This is a genomic window from Paenibacillus sp. FSL P2-0089 (assembly GCF_038595095.1).
Classification (GTDB): domain Bacteria; phylum Bacillota; class Bacilli; order Paenibacillales; family Paenibacillaceae; genus Paenibacillus_AQ; species Paenibacillus_AQ silagei.
This window is the reverse complement of the sequence record NZ_CP152006.1, coordinates 6,283,067-6,298,232: the sequence shown is the minus strand read 5'-3', so window position 1 is coordinate 6,298,232 and position 15,166 is coordinate 6,283,067. Positions and strand designations below refer to the sequence as shown.

Annotated in this window: 12 protein-coding genes and 1 riboswitch; of the genes, 8 read left to right on the top strand and 4 right to left on the bottom strand. The window is 52.3% G+C overall.

Annotated features, from left to right (window positions below; translation table 11 throughout):
• Positions 1-73: 73 nt before the first annotated feature.
• From NST69_RS26580 to NST69_RS26550, 7 genes are all read left to right on the top strand, one after another.
• Positions 74-1,060 (top strand): ABC transporter permease subunit, encoded by a 987-nt coding sequence (locus tag NST69_RS26580; RefSeq protein WP_339251338.1) that lies wholly within the window; start codon positions 74-76, stop codon positions 1,058-1,060.
• Between the two features lie 14 nt (positions 1,061-1,074).
• On the top strand, positions 1,075-1,974 hold the full coding sequence (locus NST69_RS26575; RefSeq protein ID WP_036730353.1) for a carbohydrate ABC transporter permease: 900 nt from the start codon (positions 1,075-1,077) through the stop codon (positions 1,972-1,974).
• 192 nt (positions 1,975-2,166) lie between these two features.
• On the top strand, positions 2,167-3,909 hold the full coding sequence (locus tag NST69_RS26570) for an ABC transporter substrate-binding protein (protein WP_342547541.1): 1,743 nt from the start codon (positions 2,167-2,169) through the stop codon (positions 3,907-3,909).
• A 108-nt stretch (positions 3,910-4,017) separates the two neighbouring features.
• Positions 4,018-6,399, top strand: a complete 2,382-nt coding sequence (locus tag NST69_RS26565) for a glycoside hydrolase family 95 protein (RefSeq protein WP_342547540.1) — start codon at positions 4,018-4,020, stop codon at positions 6,397-6,399.
• 681 nt (positions 6,400-7,080) lie between these two features.
• Positions 7,081-7,506: an EndoU domain-containing protein gene (locus tag NST69_RS26560; protein ID WP_342547539.1), complete on the top strand. Its 426-nt coding sequence runs from the start codon at positions 7,081-7,083 to the stop codon at positions 7,504-7,506.
• A gap of 22 nt (positions 7,507-7,528) precedes the next feature.
• Positions 7,529-7,942 (top strand): hypothetical protein, encoded by a 414-nt coding sequence (locus NST69_RS26555; RefSeq protein WP_342547538.1) that lies wholly within the window; start codon positions 7,529-7,531, stop codon positions 7,940-7,942.
• 743 nt (positions 7,943-8,685) lie between these two features.
• Positions 8,686-9,825, top strand: coding sequence for a transglutaminase domain-containing protein (locus NST69_RS26550; RefSeq protein WP_342547537.1), 1,140 nt, complete (start codon positions 8,686-8,688; stop codon positions 9,823-9,825).
• A 38-nt stretch (positions 9,826-9,863) separates the two neighbouring features.
• On the opposite strand, the gene NST69_RS26545 is transcribed toward NST69_RS26550, so the two are convergent.
• Both NST69_RS26545 and NST69_RS26540 read right to left on the bottom strand, forming a co-directional pair.
• Positions 9,864-10,181 (bottom strand): DUF3889 domain-containing protein, encoded by a 318-nt coding sequence (locus NST69_RS26545; RefSeq protein ID WP_342547536.1) that lies wholly within the window; start codon positions 10,179-10,181, stop codon positions 9,864-9,866.
• 86 nt (positions 10,182-10,267) lie between these two features.
• A complete protein-coding gene (locus tag NST69_RS26540) occupies positions 10,268-10,633 on the bottom strand; it encodes a MerR family transcriptional regulator (protein WP_342547535.1) in 366 nt (121 codons plus the stop codon).
• 119 nt (positions 10,634-10,752) lie between these two features.
• On the opposite strand from NST69_RS26540, the gene NST69_RS26535 reads away from it, so the two are divergent.
• The gene (locus tag NST69_RS26535; RefSeq protein ID WP_342547534.1) at positions 10,753-11,403 is read left to right on the top strand and encodes a nitroreductase family protein; all 651 of its coding nucleotides are present in this window, start codon (positions 10,753-10,755) and stop codon (positions 11,401-11,403) included.
• Between the two features lie 451 nt (positions 11,404-11,854).
• Here the strand turns inward: NST69_RS26535 and NST69_RS26530 are convergent, their stop codons facing one another.
• Both NST69_RS26530 and NST69_RS26525 read right to left on the bottom strand, forming a co-directional pair.
• Positions 11,855-13,342, bottom strand: coding sequence for an amino acid permease (locus NST69_RS26530; protein ID WP_339251321.1), 1,488 nt, complete (start codon positions 13,340-13,342; stop codon positions 11,855-11,857).
• Positions 13,343-13,494: 152 nt separating this feature from the next.
• A riboswitch (Lysine riboswitch) is annotated at positions 13,495-13,712 on the bottom strand.
• A gap of 97 nt (positions 13,713-13,809) precedes the next feature.
• On the bottom strand, positions 13,810-14,943 hold the full coding sequence (locus NST69_RS26525; RefSeq protein ID WP_342547533.1) for a conserved virulence factor C family protein: 1,134 nt from the start codon (positions 14,941-14,943) through the stop codon (positions 13,810-13,812).
• Between the last annotated feature and the right edge of the window lie 223 nt (positions 14,944-15,166).

Sequence of the window (15,166 nt, the reverse complement as noted above, 5' to 3'; positions counted from 1 at the left end):
TACGTGAAATCTGTTGGGTATTCTCGCCCCCGGCGCTGGGATAAGATAAAGCTATCAAAGCGAAGGGGGAATAATGATCGTGAAAGCGCTCACTGAAAGCGGTGTTACAGCAAATGAAAGCGTAACCCCCCGCCCACCTGCGAAACGGAATAGTGGATTTTGGAAAAGCGTACTCCAGCAAAAGTACTTATACCTGATGTCCCTTCCATTCGTAATCTGGGTATTTATATTCAGCTATGTGCCTATATGGGGATGGCTAATGGCCTTCCAGAATTATAAGCCGGTCAGGTCGTTCAGCGAGCAGAAATGGGTCGGACTGGACAACTTCAGGGAGCTGTTCCAGGATGAACGCTTCTACCTCGTATTAAGAAATACACTGGCGATGAGCATGCTGGGACTGATCTTCGGCTTCGTGGTTCCTATCCTGTTCGCCGTGATGCTCAACGAGCTGCGCGGGAACATCTTCAAGAGATCGGTTCAGACGATATCTTACCTGCCCCACTTTGTATCCTGGGTCGTTGTAGGCGGGATTGTCTACAAGACGCTTGCCATCGATGGAGGGATCGTGAACGATCTGCTGCTCTGGATGAATGTGATTGATGAGCCGATTCAGTTCATGGCCAAAGGGAAATACTTCTGGGGAGTCTTAACGGCTGCTGACATCTGGAAGGAAACGGGCTGGAACGCGATCATCTATCTGGCAGCGATTACAGGCATTGATAAAGAGCTGTATGAAGCGGCCAAAGTCGATGGTGCAGGACGGGTCAAGCAGATGTTCAATATTACGCTGCCGGGTATCCGCACAACGGTGATGGTGCTGCTGATTATGAATATCGGCCATCTGGTCGGCATCGGCTTCGAGAAGCAATTCCAGCTGCAGAACAACATGGTTACCGATTATTCGGAAGTGCTGGATTTGTATGCGCTTAAATACGGGATACAGATTGGACGCTTCTCCTACGGTACCGCGATAAGCATGTTCACCTCGGTAGTCAGTGTCATCCTGCTGTTTACCGCCAACGGTCTGATGAAGAAATTTGCCAAAGAAAGCATTATGTAAGGAGGGGATCATCCATGGGTGGCAAGGCATTCCAAATGTCAAAAGGTGAACGTGTCTTCGATATTTTTCTCTACATCGCTCTAATCCTGATTATGATTGTGACGTTATATCCCTTTCTGAACGTGCTGGCGATTTCCTTCAATGAATCTACAGATACGGTCCGGGGCGGCATCTATATCTTCCCGCGGGTCTGGACTCTTGAGAATTACCAGCGGATCTTCAGCTATACAGGGCTGATTCAAGGCTTCAAAATATCGATTCTGCGTACCCTTTCCGGTACTCTTCTGGGGCTGATCAGTGCTTCCATGCTGGCCTTTACGCTCAGCCGTCCGGAGTTCAGAGCCAGAAGATTCGTCTCGGTATTCCTGGCCCTGACCATGTATTTCTCCGGCGGTATGGTGCCGATGTACATTCTCATGAAGGACCTGAATCTGATCGGAACGTTCTGGATCTACATCCTGCCGGGTATGGTATCCGCGTTCAACGTCTTCATTATCCGCTCCTTCATGGACGGCCTGCCGTTTGCCTTGCAGGAATCCGCTAAGCTGGATGGGGCGAATGACTTTATGATTTTCTACAAAATCATTCTTCCGCTCTGTAAGCCGGTGCTGGCGACTATCGCCTTGTTCCTGGCCGTGGGGCAATGGAATGAGTGGTTCACCACCTATCTCTACAACGGCAACAAGCCGCATCTTACTACGCTGCAGTTCGAGCTGATGAAGGTCCTGTCTTCGACCAATCAGGGCAGCGGCATGGCAAATGCGAATGATATGGCCAGACAGATGGCGCAGATTTCACCGGAGTCGATCAAGATGGCGATTACCATTGTCGTAACGGTGCCGATTCTCGTGGTCTATCCGTTCCTGCAAAAGTATTTTGTCGGCGGGATGACGCTGGGTGCAGTCAAGGCTTAGGCCTTAACCCAGAGCGACAGGGGGAGAAGCTGCCGGGTTCAGTGCAGAGCCGGGCAGCTAACCCGCTTAGGGTGAAGTGTTAATTAGTGGTAATTTATATTTATAGTAGTTTTGCAAGCGTTCACAATGGTATATTCAGGTCTCACCTGATATGCATAGAGGCAACATACTAAGATACAAGGGGGATACACAATGAACCGCAAGAGTACCAAGACGATCTTCACACTCCTGCTGATGAGCTCGATGCTGATCGCCGGTTGTGGAGGCAACGGCAATAATGCAGCCAACAATACGACTCCTAACAACTCAGGAAATACACCTGACGCTACTGCCGCAGCAGATGATACGGCTCTAGATACCTCACCGGCTACATTCACTTTCTTCGGTGCGGATGCCAGTCCGAACTGGAACAAGATGCAGGATGATGTAGGTAAAGCGATCACTGAGAAGACAGGAGTTACCCTTGAAGCTGAATTCGATGTAGGCAGCGGCGGCGGCGATCAGAAGATTGCGATGATGGCGGCGAGCGGCGACGTTCCTGATATTATTTTCGCTAAAGGAAGTCTGAGTACCCTGGTGGATGCGGGACTGATCATTGATATGACGGACCTGATTGACAAATATGGCCCCAACCTCAAGAAAGTCTACGGCGAGAACATGAACCGTCTGAAATACAGTCTGGACGACCAGAGTATTTATCAGATCCCTACGAATGTGGGTGTCGGCCAAAAATCCTTTGATGCCACAGGCGGATTTGAAATTCAGCATCGTGTGCTTAAAGAGCTTGGCTATCCGAAGGTGCGGACTGTAGCTGATTTTGAAAAGGTGCTTAAGGATTATGTGAAGCTGCATCCGGAAACCGATGGACAGCCCACCATTCCTCTGACGCTGAACGCCGATGACTGGAAGATTATGATCACCGTGACGAACCCGGCCTTCACTACAACCGGCGCACCGGATGATGGTGAATATTATGTGGACCCTGAGACCTTCGAAGCGAAGCTTCACTACAAACGCGCCGAAGAAAAGGAATATTTCCGCTGGCTGAACGGCATGTACAATCAAGGCCTGCTCGACAAGGACACCTTCGTACAAAAGGATGACCAATACAAAGCGAAAGTGGCCAGCGGCCGTGTACTCGGTCTGATCTCCCAGGAATGGGAATACTCCGACGGTGAGAATGCCCTGAAGGCTGCCGGCAAAGACGAGTATACCTATGGACACTTCCCTGTAACCCTGACCGAAGAGTATAAGGACCATTCCTTCATGCAGACCGGTATCGACGGCTACGGCATTGCAATCACTACGGCTGCCAAAGATCCTGAGCGGATCATCAAATGGCTGGACTGGATGTCCTCCGATGAAGGCCAGGTGCTGAGAACCTGGGGGATTAAAGACAAGCACTATACTGTGGATGCGAATGGCAAGCGCGAGGTTCTGCCTGAGATCCGTGACGGCTTAGCCAATGATACAGCGAACACTCAAAAAACAACCGGGATCGGCCAGTACCTGATCTTCGGTGCACGGTATGGCGACGGGGTGAAGGATTCAACAGACAACTACTACACCACAAGCTTCCCTGAGCAGATTGTTGCTTCGTACTCCGAAGCTGAGAAGGAATCCCTTGCCGGATATAAGGCGACTACCTGGAAGGACCTGTTCCCGAAAGAGGATGAATTCCCTGTAAAAGAAACAGGTGCCCTGTACAACCTGCCGGTTCCGACAGACGGTAAATATCAGGTCATCTTCAAAAAGACCCAGGATATCGTACGTAAACGTATCCCGGAAGCGATTCTGTCCAAACCGGCTGATTTCGATAAAGTCTATGATGCCTTCCTGGCCGAGCTGGACAAAGCCGGCGCTCAGGATATGGAAAAAGAATTCACTGATCTGGTGAAGAAGAGAGTATCCCTGTGGACAGGAAAAAATCTGTAAATTCTAACGGGATGTAGTTGATCAAGTGTACAGCAGAAGGCAGAAGGGCCCGACTTAGGTCAGGGCCTTTTGCTGTATTCAGAACTTAGCACGAAGGGTGAGGAGAATATGGAAACTGAACAAAGGAAATCCGCATGGAAGCTCAGATACCGTCAGCCCGCAGCTGTCTGGGAAGAGGCGCTGCCGCTCGGGAACGGGCATATGGGGGCTATGGTATTCGGCGGTACGGATAAAGAGCTGATCTCGCTAAATGAGGATACCTTATGGTCCGGGTTCCCCCGGGATACCAATAATTACGAAGCGCTCAGGTATTTGAAAAGAACCCGGGAGCTAATCGCTGCAGGCCAGTATGGGGAGGCCGAGGATATGGTGAATGCCCATATGCTGGGGGTCAACGCCCAGGCTTATATGCCGCTCGGGGACCTGATTCTTACGCAGCCGGGCGCAGAGAATGGTACGGCCTATGAAAGAGAGCTGGATCTGGATAGCGGAGTTGCCAAAGTGACGTATCAGACCGGGCACGGAGCCTGCACCCGTGAAGTATTTATTAGTACCCCGGACCAGGTCGGAGTCGTGCATCTGACAAGCGATCAGCCGGGGGGAATTCAGTTAGAGCTGGAACTGGACAGCCAATTACAGCACAGGGTTAGCCCGGGGGAGGGAACTCGGCTGGTAATGCAGGGGCGCTGCCCCTCGCACATTGCAGATAATTACCACCAGGATCATCCGCTTGCGGTGCTCTATGAAGAGGGGCTTGGAGTTGCGTTCGAGCTGCACCTGCACGCACAGGTAACCGGGGGAAGTGTCCGGTATTCCGCAGGCAAGCTGGTGATATCCGGCGTAGATCGTGTGCTGCTGCTGCTGGCTGCCGGAACGGACTATGAGGAGGTGCGGTCCAGAGCAAGTCATAGATCCGCTGCGTCAGCTCCGTATTCCGCAGCTATGCTAAGTCCGGCGGAGCTGTGCGCGAGCAGATTAAGCGCTGTGGCCGGTAAGACTTATGAGGAGCTGTACGCACGCCACGTTGCAGATCATCAGGCGATCTTCCGCCGGATGGATCTGGAGCTTGGCGGTCACGAGGCGGATGAGCGGCCCACCGATGAACGTCTGGCCGCATATCAGGATGGGGCAGAAGACCCGGCGCTGGAGGCCCTATTGTTCCAATATGGCCGCTATCTGCTGATGGGCAGCTCACGGGCTGGAACACAGGCAGCGAATCTGCAGGGGATATGGAATGCCCATGTTCAGCCGCCATGGAACAGCAATTACACGACCAATATCAATACACAGATGAACTACTGGCTGGCGGAGGTCTGCAATCTCAGCGAATGTCATGAGCCGCTCCTTGAGTTGATTAAGGAGCTTAGTGAGACCGGGGCCAGAACGGCTGCTATTCATTACGGGGCGCACGGCTGGGTAGCCCATCATAATGTTGATCTGTGGCGGGCCTCCACACCGTCCGGCGGAGATGCCAGCTGGGCCTTCTGGCCCATGGGCGGCGTGTGGCTATGCCGTCACCTGTGGGAGCATTACGAATTCAACCCGGATATGAAGGTTTTGAGTGAGACCGCTTATCCGCTAATGAAGGGAGCTGTCCTCTTCTGCCTGGATTGGCTGGTGGAAGGACCGGAGGACCGGCTGGTTACCAGTCCGTCTACATCGCCGGAGAACCGGTTCATCACGGAGGATGGCAGAGCATGCAGTATCTCTATGGGTTCGGCCATGGATATGAGCCTGATCGCTGAGCTGATGCAGCACTGCCTGGAGGCTGCGCGCATTCTCGGCGTGGACGCTGAGCTACAGGAGGAGCTGGAACAGACGCTTGCCCGGCTGTCTCCGCTGAGGATTAACAAGGATGGAAGGGTGCAGGAATGGCTCTATGACTTCGCTGAAGCCGAGCCGGGGCACCGCCATGTCTCCCATCTGTACAGCCTGTATCCTGGCAGCCGGATTAATCGGCGGGACACGCCGGAGCTGCTGGAAGCCAGCCGCTTAACGCTGGAGCAGCGGGTTGCTTCCGGCGGGGGACATACCGGCTGGAGCTGTGCTTGGCTAATTAACCTCTATGCCCGGCTCGCAGACGGCGATGCGGCTTACGGCTATGTTCGCGCGCTGTTAACCCGCTCCGTCTATCCCAACCTGTTCGACGCGCATCCGCCGTTTCAAATTGACGGCAATTTCGGCGCGGCGGCCGGCATTGCGGAGATGCTGCTGCAGAGTCATCTGGGGGAGCTTACGCTGCTTCCGGCGCTGCCGGGAGCCTGGAAGAATGGCCGCATCCGGGGTCTTAAGGCGCGCGGCGGGTATGAGGTGGACATCGAATGGCAGGCTGGGGTTCTGGTATCCGCGCGGATTACAGTGAAGTGCGATGGGATGCTGCGGCTCAGTTATGCTCAAGCACTGAAGCTGCTGCTTGGAGACGGGAGTGTCCAGGCGCTGAACGGTGCGCTTGAGGTTACGGCTGGCGGGGTTTACTCGGTGGGGGTGTGATGATTAGGAGAATTGAAGGAAAAATGGAAAACTATAAATCTAGTGGGAAATAAACCCGATAATAATAGGAGGAAACCTGTATAACTGAGGGATATTTATTGGTTTAAGTGGAAGCCAGAGTTCTAGTACAAAGTCAGATTTAAACAAGTGGATGGGGCTCTATAATGCCTGAAGGAGTACAGGAGTGGGCTACCCCCTTCAGATGCCATTCCCAGATCAAGATGGGAGTTGTTCATTAGGGAATTTGGCCCGGCGTAACGGACTGAGGCGCGCTTATTCCGGATGAAAGTCACCACTTGGGTAACGTAACGGACCGCAGGGCGCTTATTCTTGGAATTCTACGCTTAAACCTCTCGTAGAGAGACGGTAAGGTCCACTCCGTCCGTTAAACCGCAAAAAGTGACGTTTTCCTGGGAATAGAGTCCCTCAGGTCCGTTAGGAGCACACTCGTCTAGCCGGTGTAGTTCCGTTTTTGGAACTTCCGGGATTAAACTTATGCACAGAATTAAATCTGATGCTCTACTAGTGTCCGGCGGGGAGGGTGGCTATGGCATCAACGAAGCTAGTATTTAACGAAGATGAAGTCCGGCGCCTGCAGACGAAGATCGGTCAGGTGAGCCAGGACACCAACAGGCTGTACCTTCAATTGAAGGGGTAGGTTCTTCTATAATTAGTATAGAAATGGAAAAGAAAATATTAGATGGACAGAGAAAAGTTCCTACAAAAAATGAATTGATCGGTGGTCATTCTCCGAACATCAATAATGCAAATCCTAATTATGCAGTTCAAGAAATAACAGTTAATGCAGATGGAACAAGAAAAGTTAAGTTTACTACTGAATATCCTGATGGTAATTTATCTAATATTAAAACGAGTACTTTATTCCCGGATTCATGGAGTGATTCGCAAATTATTAATAGTATAAAAGATACTGGTAACACAGCATCCGTTGGAGTTCGTACCTCGGATGGTGCGACTCTTCATAGAGGAACGGTTAATGGCGTTCAAGTTGAAGTTATTAAAATAGGTGACAATGTTGTATCGGGCTATCCAACAGGTGGGGGAGTTACACAACTTTTAAGTGGTTTTACAGCACCTAACTTGTAATCTAATTCGAAGGAGATTTTTAATGTTTATAGAATTTGATGACTATCTTTCAGGATATTTTACGGATGATTATTGGTATGATGAAGGTTTTTTAATTGCACAGGAGATGCTGCTGAAATTCTCCCCACGGGATTGGGGGGAATTATCAAATGGAGTATTGAATAAGCCAGTAGAGTGGCAAAGAAAATTAGCATATTGTTTGCATAATGAATCTAGCATGGATGAATTGAATATGTTATTGATACTGCTAAATACTGATGATGAAGAGTTATTCGAAATTTGTATTGATGCATTAAGAAGTTTTACTAGTTCAGAAAGTAAAAAACTGATATTAAAAAACCCTTCAATTCTACAGAAGATTCATGAGTTAATTCCCATTTCAGGGGAAGCGACAAAAAAAGTATTTGAAGCTTTTCTGGAGAAGATACAGAGCTGACGATATTATTGGTGGGGGCTACCCAAAACCCATGTAATACCTGTATAAAGATTTGTTCATTTCGGTTGTACCTGCATTAAAAGCTTTATTTTCATAACTCAATTCCCGCAATACCGATACAATGAACAGGTTGATTATGGTCAGATACCACCATGATTGACCTGTTTGTGCTATCCACGCCTAGTAGAGCATCAGATTTTAACCTGTGAAAATTACTTTAACTAATCGCTTGCTGAGGGTTTGCCGCGCCCCGATTAGGGTGTAAGGGATCGGCTTAATTGCAATCTGTACAACTAAATCGCCCGGTGTGCCTCCGAATCTCAGTTTAGCTGTATTTTGTGCAATTAAAATGTCTCTATACCTGGATTTTTGCCCAACGTGGCAGATTTAGTTGTACAAAATACAGTTAGAAGAGGAAAGCCATCCGTTTCATTGTTTTTAGTTGCACAGAATACACTAATCTCTGATGGTTCGCTACAACCCGGGTGCATTCTTTACTCCATCCAAAATATGAGTTCCTCCATCTATTACACTGAGTCCTCCAGCAGAGAGGGCCCTGATTTCACCATTTTAAATCTGATGCTGTACTAGTTGGACGGTCAGAGATGATATAATGAATAGGTCAGGCTGGCACAAATTTACGTTCTTGAGGTTGAAGTTGTAAACATGGCATGATTGGCATTTACTATAGAGTACATACGGCTACGGCCGATGATATAGATTGCAGGAGGCGCGCGGATCATATGGGGAAGAGACAGGGATCGCTGTTGAAGACGGCGGTTGGACTTATGCTTGTGTTTGCTGCTTTACCGCCTGCGACGTACTGGGGATACGAGCATGCGTATGCTGCAGCGGATTCGGCGGTGGTGCAGACGACACAAGGAATGACGCAGAAGCTGGCCGGAGCGATGAGTAACCGCAGAGAGACGATTACCTTCACTTATCAGGGCAAGACCGCCAAGCTGAAGAGTGAGATCCAGACGGCAATTAATCAGGCGATGGGGAGCGATCCGTACCTGTATTATATTATTGACAGCTATGCCTTCTCCTACCGCGGAAGCACGCGCGCTGTTCATGTGACGGTTCAGGTGGAATACCGGGAGACGCTGCAGCAGACGGCCTATGTGAACAAGCAGGTGAAGGCTATTCTGCAGCAGATCATAACACCGGGGATGAACAATCACCAGAAGGTAAAAGCGATCCACGACTGGGTCGTGCTGAATCTGGAATACGATCACTCGCACCGCAAATACACCGCTTATGAGGGACTTCAGACTGGGAGTGCGGTCTGCCAGGGCTATACGCTGCTAACCTATAAGCTGCTGCTGGGGGCGGGGATTCCGAACAGAATTGTGGAAGGGACGGCCAGGGCGGCAGACGGTGTGACCCAGTCGCATGCCTGGAATCTGGTACTTCTGAACGGGGCATGGTATCATCTCGACACCACCTGGGATGACCCGGACCCGAGTCCGGAGGGCGGAATCAGCACGGTCTATTATATGAGGACCGATGCCCAGATGCGGCTTGACCACACTTGGACGAAGTCCTATCCGGCGGCCTCCACCAGTTATGCCCAGACCTTGACTAAGCTGGTCAATCAAGGGGGCCAAGGGGTGGAGGCATACAAGAGGCTGCAGAAAGACCTGAATTACTGGCTGTACGAGGAGAATCAGGTGGTCTCGTCAGCGGAACAGCTCGAGAAGCTTGCGAAGCAGGCGGCAGAGGCCGGACAGCAGTCGCTGCTCTTCCGCTATCGCGGAAGCGACAAACTGCTGAGGCAGGATCTGCAGGTGCTCTACGGGCTGGGACTGAATAACCTGGCCTTCAACAGTTCGCGGTTCGAGAATACAGGAGATCTTAAGGTATATGTGACCTGGAAATAAAAGCGTGCAGCTACCCGGCGAACCAGCCAGGGTGCACTTCAGGCCTTGGTCTCCAGGAATTGGATGGTCTGAAGCTTGTTTGTTGAAGGGTTGAAGCGGACCATCACGAATACGCCGAATTCCCGGCCTGCCTTGCTCCGGACCACCAGCTTGAACTTCTCTTCTGCAAGCTTAGGCTTGATCTGGGTCCGGCCGATGTGCTTGTAATCGATGATCTCGGCGTTGTATTTCTGCTGCGTCTCCTTCACGGCAATGGTTCCCCACCGGGCATAGTCAGGTGCAGCGGAGCTCCAGCTTAACGGGCTGCTCAGGACCAGGGCTAACGTCAACAAGGCTACTGTCCATATTTTTTTCATAAAGGCCTCCTTGAACTGGGATTACAGGTTAGCGTCCCCCGGCCCCCGCGCCTTTATACGACTCCCTGGAGCACAGCTCTGGGGTTTTAGTATTTTCCGTACCCGTTCTCACAGGTAATATTCATTTCGAGAAGCTCGTAAAGAGACTGCTTGGAAGCCTCCAGGTTTTTTTGCGCAGCTTCAATTTCCGTAATTTTGTCGGCGATGATCCGTTTTTGTTCCTCTTTCGATATTCCCTGCTTGGAGATCATCGATTTAATATCCTGGATTGAGAATCCAACAGCTAAGCTATTCTTTATGACTTCAAGATACGGAATAATCTCCGGGGCATAATTCCGGTAATTATTCTCTTCTCTGAGGATGTACTCCTCCGTAATCAGGCCTATTTTCTCATAGTAGCGCAGGGTTGATATCGGAAGGTCAGCCTTATTGGCAACTTCACTGGTTTTCATGGCAATCCCCCCATTTATTGTTCTTGCTATGAAGTATACTTTATAGTTTACAATTCTTCTAGTGATGATACGTTCACGTTCATCCGTACCATTCCGTATATAAAAGGAGAGAAATGTACATGAGCACAATGATGGGGAAATACCATAAAACCAATGATTTCAATGAAATTGTCCTGGAACGCCGTTCCGTGAAAGTCTATGATCCTGAGGTGAAAATCAGCAGAGAGGAACTGACAGAGATTCTGGCGGAAGCTTCCCGCGCCCCCTCTTCCATTAACATGCAGCCGTGGCGTTTCCTGGTCATTGACAGCGCTGAAGGCAAAGCGAAGCTTGCACCGCTGGCCTCCTTCAACCAGACCCAGGCGCTCACCTCCTCGGCTGTGATTGCGGTATTTTATGATACGGACAACGTTGAATATATTGACGAAATTTTCGGCAAGGCTGTGGAGCTTGGGTACATGCCCCGCGAAGTGATGGACATGCAGCTGCAGCAGGTCAAGCCTTATTATGCGAACATTTCCGCGTCCGAATTGCGGGATGTCAATCTGATTGACTCGGGGCTTGTAGCGATGCAGTTAATGCTGGTGGCCCGCGCCCACGGATACGATACCAACCCGATGGCCGGCTATGACAAGGAGCATATTGCAGAAGTGTTCGGCCTGGACAAAGAACGGTTCCAGCCGGTCATGCTGATCTCGATAGGCAAAGCCGCCAAAGAGGGGTATCCATCCTACCGTCTGCCGGTTGAAACGATCACAACCTGGGCATAAACAGCAGTTGCCGGGGTTCCCACGAAGAGAAGCAAATTTAAGCTAGTAAAGCGTCAGAGTTACAACCCAAAATCTAACGGACCGGAGAGATCTTATCCCCGCGAAAACGCCACTTTTTGCAGTGTAACGGACTCAGGCGACCTTAGAGTCTCTCTATGAGACGTTTCGCAGCTGAAGTGCAAAGGATAAGGCCTGTGGAGTCCGTTACTCGCCCAATAGGCGACTTTCTTCCCAAATAAGCGCACCTCAGTCCGTTACGCTAAGCCAAACGCCCTGAAGAACAAGGCCCGCTTGGAAAAAAGATGTTATTTGAAGGGGACTTGCGTCTGATCCACTATTTTAAATCTGATAAGGTACTAGCAATATATAAAAGACCGGTTTTGGCCCACTTTTGCGGGATCAAAACCGGTCTTTTGCTGAAAGATAAGAATTTATATGCTGCTGCAATGAATCAGTCTGCGTGGGTGCTCAGATCACACTTCTCCAGCGGGATAAGGCTGCTCTTGCGGAACCAGCCATAGCCCAGCCAGATCAGCAGGAACAGCGGCACGCTGACATAGGAGACCAGAATGCCGTACCAGTCGATCTTCGCACCGGTGAAAGCGCCCATGTTCTGGCCGAATACGGCGACCATACACAGAGCGAAGGCAAACAGCGGACCGAACGGGAACCATCTTGCCCGGTAAGGCAGCTCCTCCAGCGAATGGCCCTGTTTCACGAAGGCCCGGCGGAACCGGTAATGGCAGACGGCAATCCCGAGCCAGTTGATGAAGCCGCACATCCCGGAAGCGTTAAGCAGCCAATTGTACACCGCGCCGTCTCCGAAGAAGGAGGCAAGGAAGGCGAGCATGCCGACAGCGGTAGTTACGAGCAATGCGCCTACAGGAACACCTCTGCGGTTCAGCTTGCCGAGCGCGCGCGGTGCCATTCCATCCTTGGCCATGGCGTACAGGACACGGGTGGAGGCGTACATCCCGGAGTTCCCGGCAGACAGCACGGAGCTGAGAATCACGGCATTCATGACCGAGGCGGCAATCGCCAGCCCTGCTTTGTTGAAGACGATGGTGAACGGGCTGACGCCGATATCATCAATACCGCCGCGGAGCAGATCGGGATTCGTATAAGGAATCAGCATACCGATGACGGCAATGGCGAAAATATAGAAGATCAGGATGCGCCAGAACACCTGGCGGATCGCGATCGGCACGTTGCGGCGCGGATTCTCGCTCTCTCCGGCGGCTACGCCGACCAGCTCTGTTCCCTGGAAGGAGAACCCGGCGGCCATGAAGACCCCCACGAAGGCGAAGAAGCCGCCATGGAACGAGCTGCCTCCGAGCTGGAAGTTGCTGAAGCCCACCGCCTTGCCGCCCAGAATCCCGAAGATCATCAGGACGCCGACCGTCAGGAAGACGACCACCGTAATAATCTTGATAATGGCGAACCAGTATTCCGACTCGCCGTACCCCCGCGCAGACAGGAAGTTCAGGCCGAACATGAGCGCCAGGAAGAGCAGGCTCCACAGGAACGAAGGACTGTCCGGGAACCAGTACTTAATGATAACGGTGGCCGCTGACAGTTCAGCTGCAATGGTTACTGCCCAGTTGTACCAGAAGTTCCAGCCGATAGCGAAGCCGAAGGCGGGACTGACGAACCGTGTACCGTAGGTGCTGAAGGAACCGGAATCGGGCAGATAGGTTGCCAGCTCCCCAAGGCTGGTCATCAGAAAATAGACCATAATGCCGACGGCCGTGTAGGCGAGCAGTGCTCCGCCCGGACCGGAGGAGGCGATGGCCCCGCCGCTGGCGAGGAACAGTCCGGTTCCGATCGAGCCGCCGAGGGCGATCATGGTCAGATGTCTTGCTTTGAAGGATTTGCGCAGGCCCGGCGTATTGGCGTTGCCCGCCTGTACTGCCGGCCGTTTAGGCTGCTGTGCTTGCATGAATAAGACACTCCCTTTAGATTGATAGTTCTGTTCACAGGGGGAGTGCCGCTGCCTGCATGTGCCGGTGTCTTCTTCCCGGCATGCTGCACGCAAAAAAACCGCAGACGGACGCTGCGGTTTCCTGATTATAGGCTCCGCATCATACTCCCTGTTAAGATAGCGCAACACAGTGCAGCTCCCGCAGTCTCCTGACAGGCGGCAATACACAGTGACAGTTCCGCGCCTTTCGGCAAACGGCCCCAATCGTAGCTGCGGACTAAGAGCAGCAGTTACGATTTCGGCGGATATTCCTTTGGGCGCGTATCACTGATGGCTCTTAGGCATCTCCACGCGCTTACTCTTCTTATCCGCGACCTCTACCTCATCCTAGGTATGATGAGGCTATCTTTGAACGATATGAACAACAGGAATCAGTATAAGGCATACCGGCTTCTCAGGCAATGACAAAATACGGCAGGTTCACGTCAGCTCCGCCGGCGCTCTGACATCTGCTGCCAGACAGTGCCCGCTGCTTCCTCGCCGGACAGAATTCGCTCCAGCGCCATCTTGGCCTGGAGACCTACCTCGAATTCGGGGTCTTCGGCAGCCACGCTCAGCGCGTCCTGGGCCTCGGCGGTCCCGACTTCGTAGAGGAAGCGTGCCGCCCGCCAGCGCACCAGCTTGCTGGCATCACTCAGCGACGCCGTCATCACCGGCGTCGCCGCCGGGTCGCCGATGTCGGAGAGCGTGTCCCCGGCTGTGCGCCGCACGGCCGGGGCGCTGTCCTTCATCGCCTCATAGAGCAGCTCCATCGCACCTGGCGTGCGGATATCGCCCAGGTACACGACCGCCAATCTGCGGATCTGCAGCTTGGGGTCGTGCAGCGCCGCCCGCAGCTCCGGCAGGAGCTGCTCGCCCGGCGCCAGATCCTCCAGCGCGGCATAGCGCACGCGCCAATCCGCATCGTGCAGGTCCCGCAGCAGCTCGGCCTGCTCTTTCTTGTGCCGCTGCTCGACGAACTCGCCGGCAGCCCCGTGCGCGATGGCCTGCTGCACGAGGGAGTCGAGGCGTTCCTGCGGATACGCCGCCTCCAGCTCCTGCTCGACCTCGCGGGCAATCTCAGGCGGCTCGCCGTAGCGTACGCCGTAATCACTGAGCTTGCGCTCCTTGATCATCACGGCGCTGGCCACATCGGTCACCGCCTGGGTGAAGCGGCTGGAGAGGGCGATGCGCTCCTCCTTCGCGCCGGTCTTGACGCGGATCTGGATCGGGATGCCGCGGAACATCTGCACGAACACTTGGGACTCCCCGTAGTGGGTGCCGTCATTCTCATCGCCGAGACTGTATTCCGCGCTGAGGCCGTCCGCTCCGAAGCGGTTCTGGACCTCGCGCAGAATCGCTGCCCAGTCCGCGCTACCCTTGCGTTCCAGCGCGGCGAAGTCAGTGGCATGATAAATACTGGTGACGCCTGGAATCTCCAGCATCTCCTGCGCCCAGGAAGGGGCGGAGCGCCGGGTCTCCGGGGTATAGGTCCGGCGGATACTGGGTGCAAGGCTTTCGTCCAGATGAAGCTTCATGGTATTTGGACTCGGTGTCGGTTCAATAAATGTAATCTTCATATGTCAGCTCCTCTTCTAAGTAGCATAAGCACCGTTTGCTTTACCCGCATTTTACCTCATTTAAGCAAGTGAATACAAAGGGGCGGACGCGAACCCGCTAAAATTTAAAATATTGTTGAATTAGCAACTCAAACGGGAATGTTGCACACTTTGCAATTTTAACTTCTTAAATAACCGGGTTGTTGAGGGAATGTTGCATGGAATGCAGGAAATATCCCACTAA

Bases quoted from the DNA above. Each gene is read 5' to 3' on its own strand.
- NST69_RS26525 (WP_342547533.1), bottom strand. From the start codon at position 14,943: ATGAAGATTACATTTATTGAACCGACACCGAGTCCAAATACCATGAAG.
- NST69_RS26550 (WP_342547537.1), top strand. From the start codon at position 8,686: ATGGGGAAGAGACAGGGATCGCTGTTGAAGACGGCGGTTGGACTTATG.
- NST69_RS26580 (WP_339251338.1), top strand. From the start codon at position 74: ATGATCGTGAAAGCGCTCACTGAAAGCGGTGTTACAGCAAATGAAAGC.
- NST69_RS26575 (WP_036730353.1), top strand. From the start codon at position 1,075: ATGGGTGGCAAGGCATTCCAAATGTCAAAAGGTGAACGTGTCTTCGAT.
- NST69_RS26555 (WP_342547538.1), top strand. From the start codon at position 7,529: ATGTTTATAGAATTTGATGACTATCTTTCAGGATATTTTACGGATGAT.
- NST69_RS26560 (WP_342547539.1), top strand. From the start codon at position 7,081: ATGGAAAAGAAAATATTAGATGGACAGAGAAAAGTTCCTACAAAAAAT.
- NST69_RS26535 (WP_342547534.1), top strand. From the start codon at position 10,753: ATGAGCACAATGATGGGGAAATACCATAAAACCAATGATTTCAATGAA.
- NST69_RS26570 (WP_342547541.1), top strand. From the start codon at position 2,167: ATGAACCGCAAGAGTACCAAGACGATCTTCACACTCCTGCTGATGAGC.
- NST69_RS26565 (WP_342547540.1), top strand. From the start codon at position 4,018: ATGGAAACTGAACAAAGGAAATCCGCATGGAAGCTCAGATACCGTCAG.
- NST69_RS26545 (WP_342547536.1), bottom strand. From the start codon at position 10,181: ATGAAAAAAATATGGACAGTAGCCTTGTTGACGTTAGCCCTGGTCCTG.
- NST69_RS26540 (WP_342547535.1), bottom strand. From the start codon at position 10,633: ATGAAAACCAGTGAAGTTGCCAATAAGGCTGACCTTCCGATATCAACC.
- NST69_RS26530 (WP_339251321.1), bottom strand. From the start codon at position 13,342: ATGCAAGCACAGCAGCCTAAACGGCCGGCAGTACAGGCGGGCAACGCC.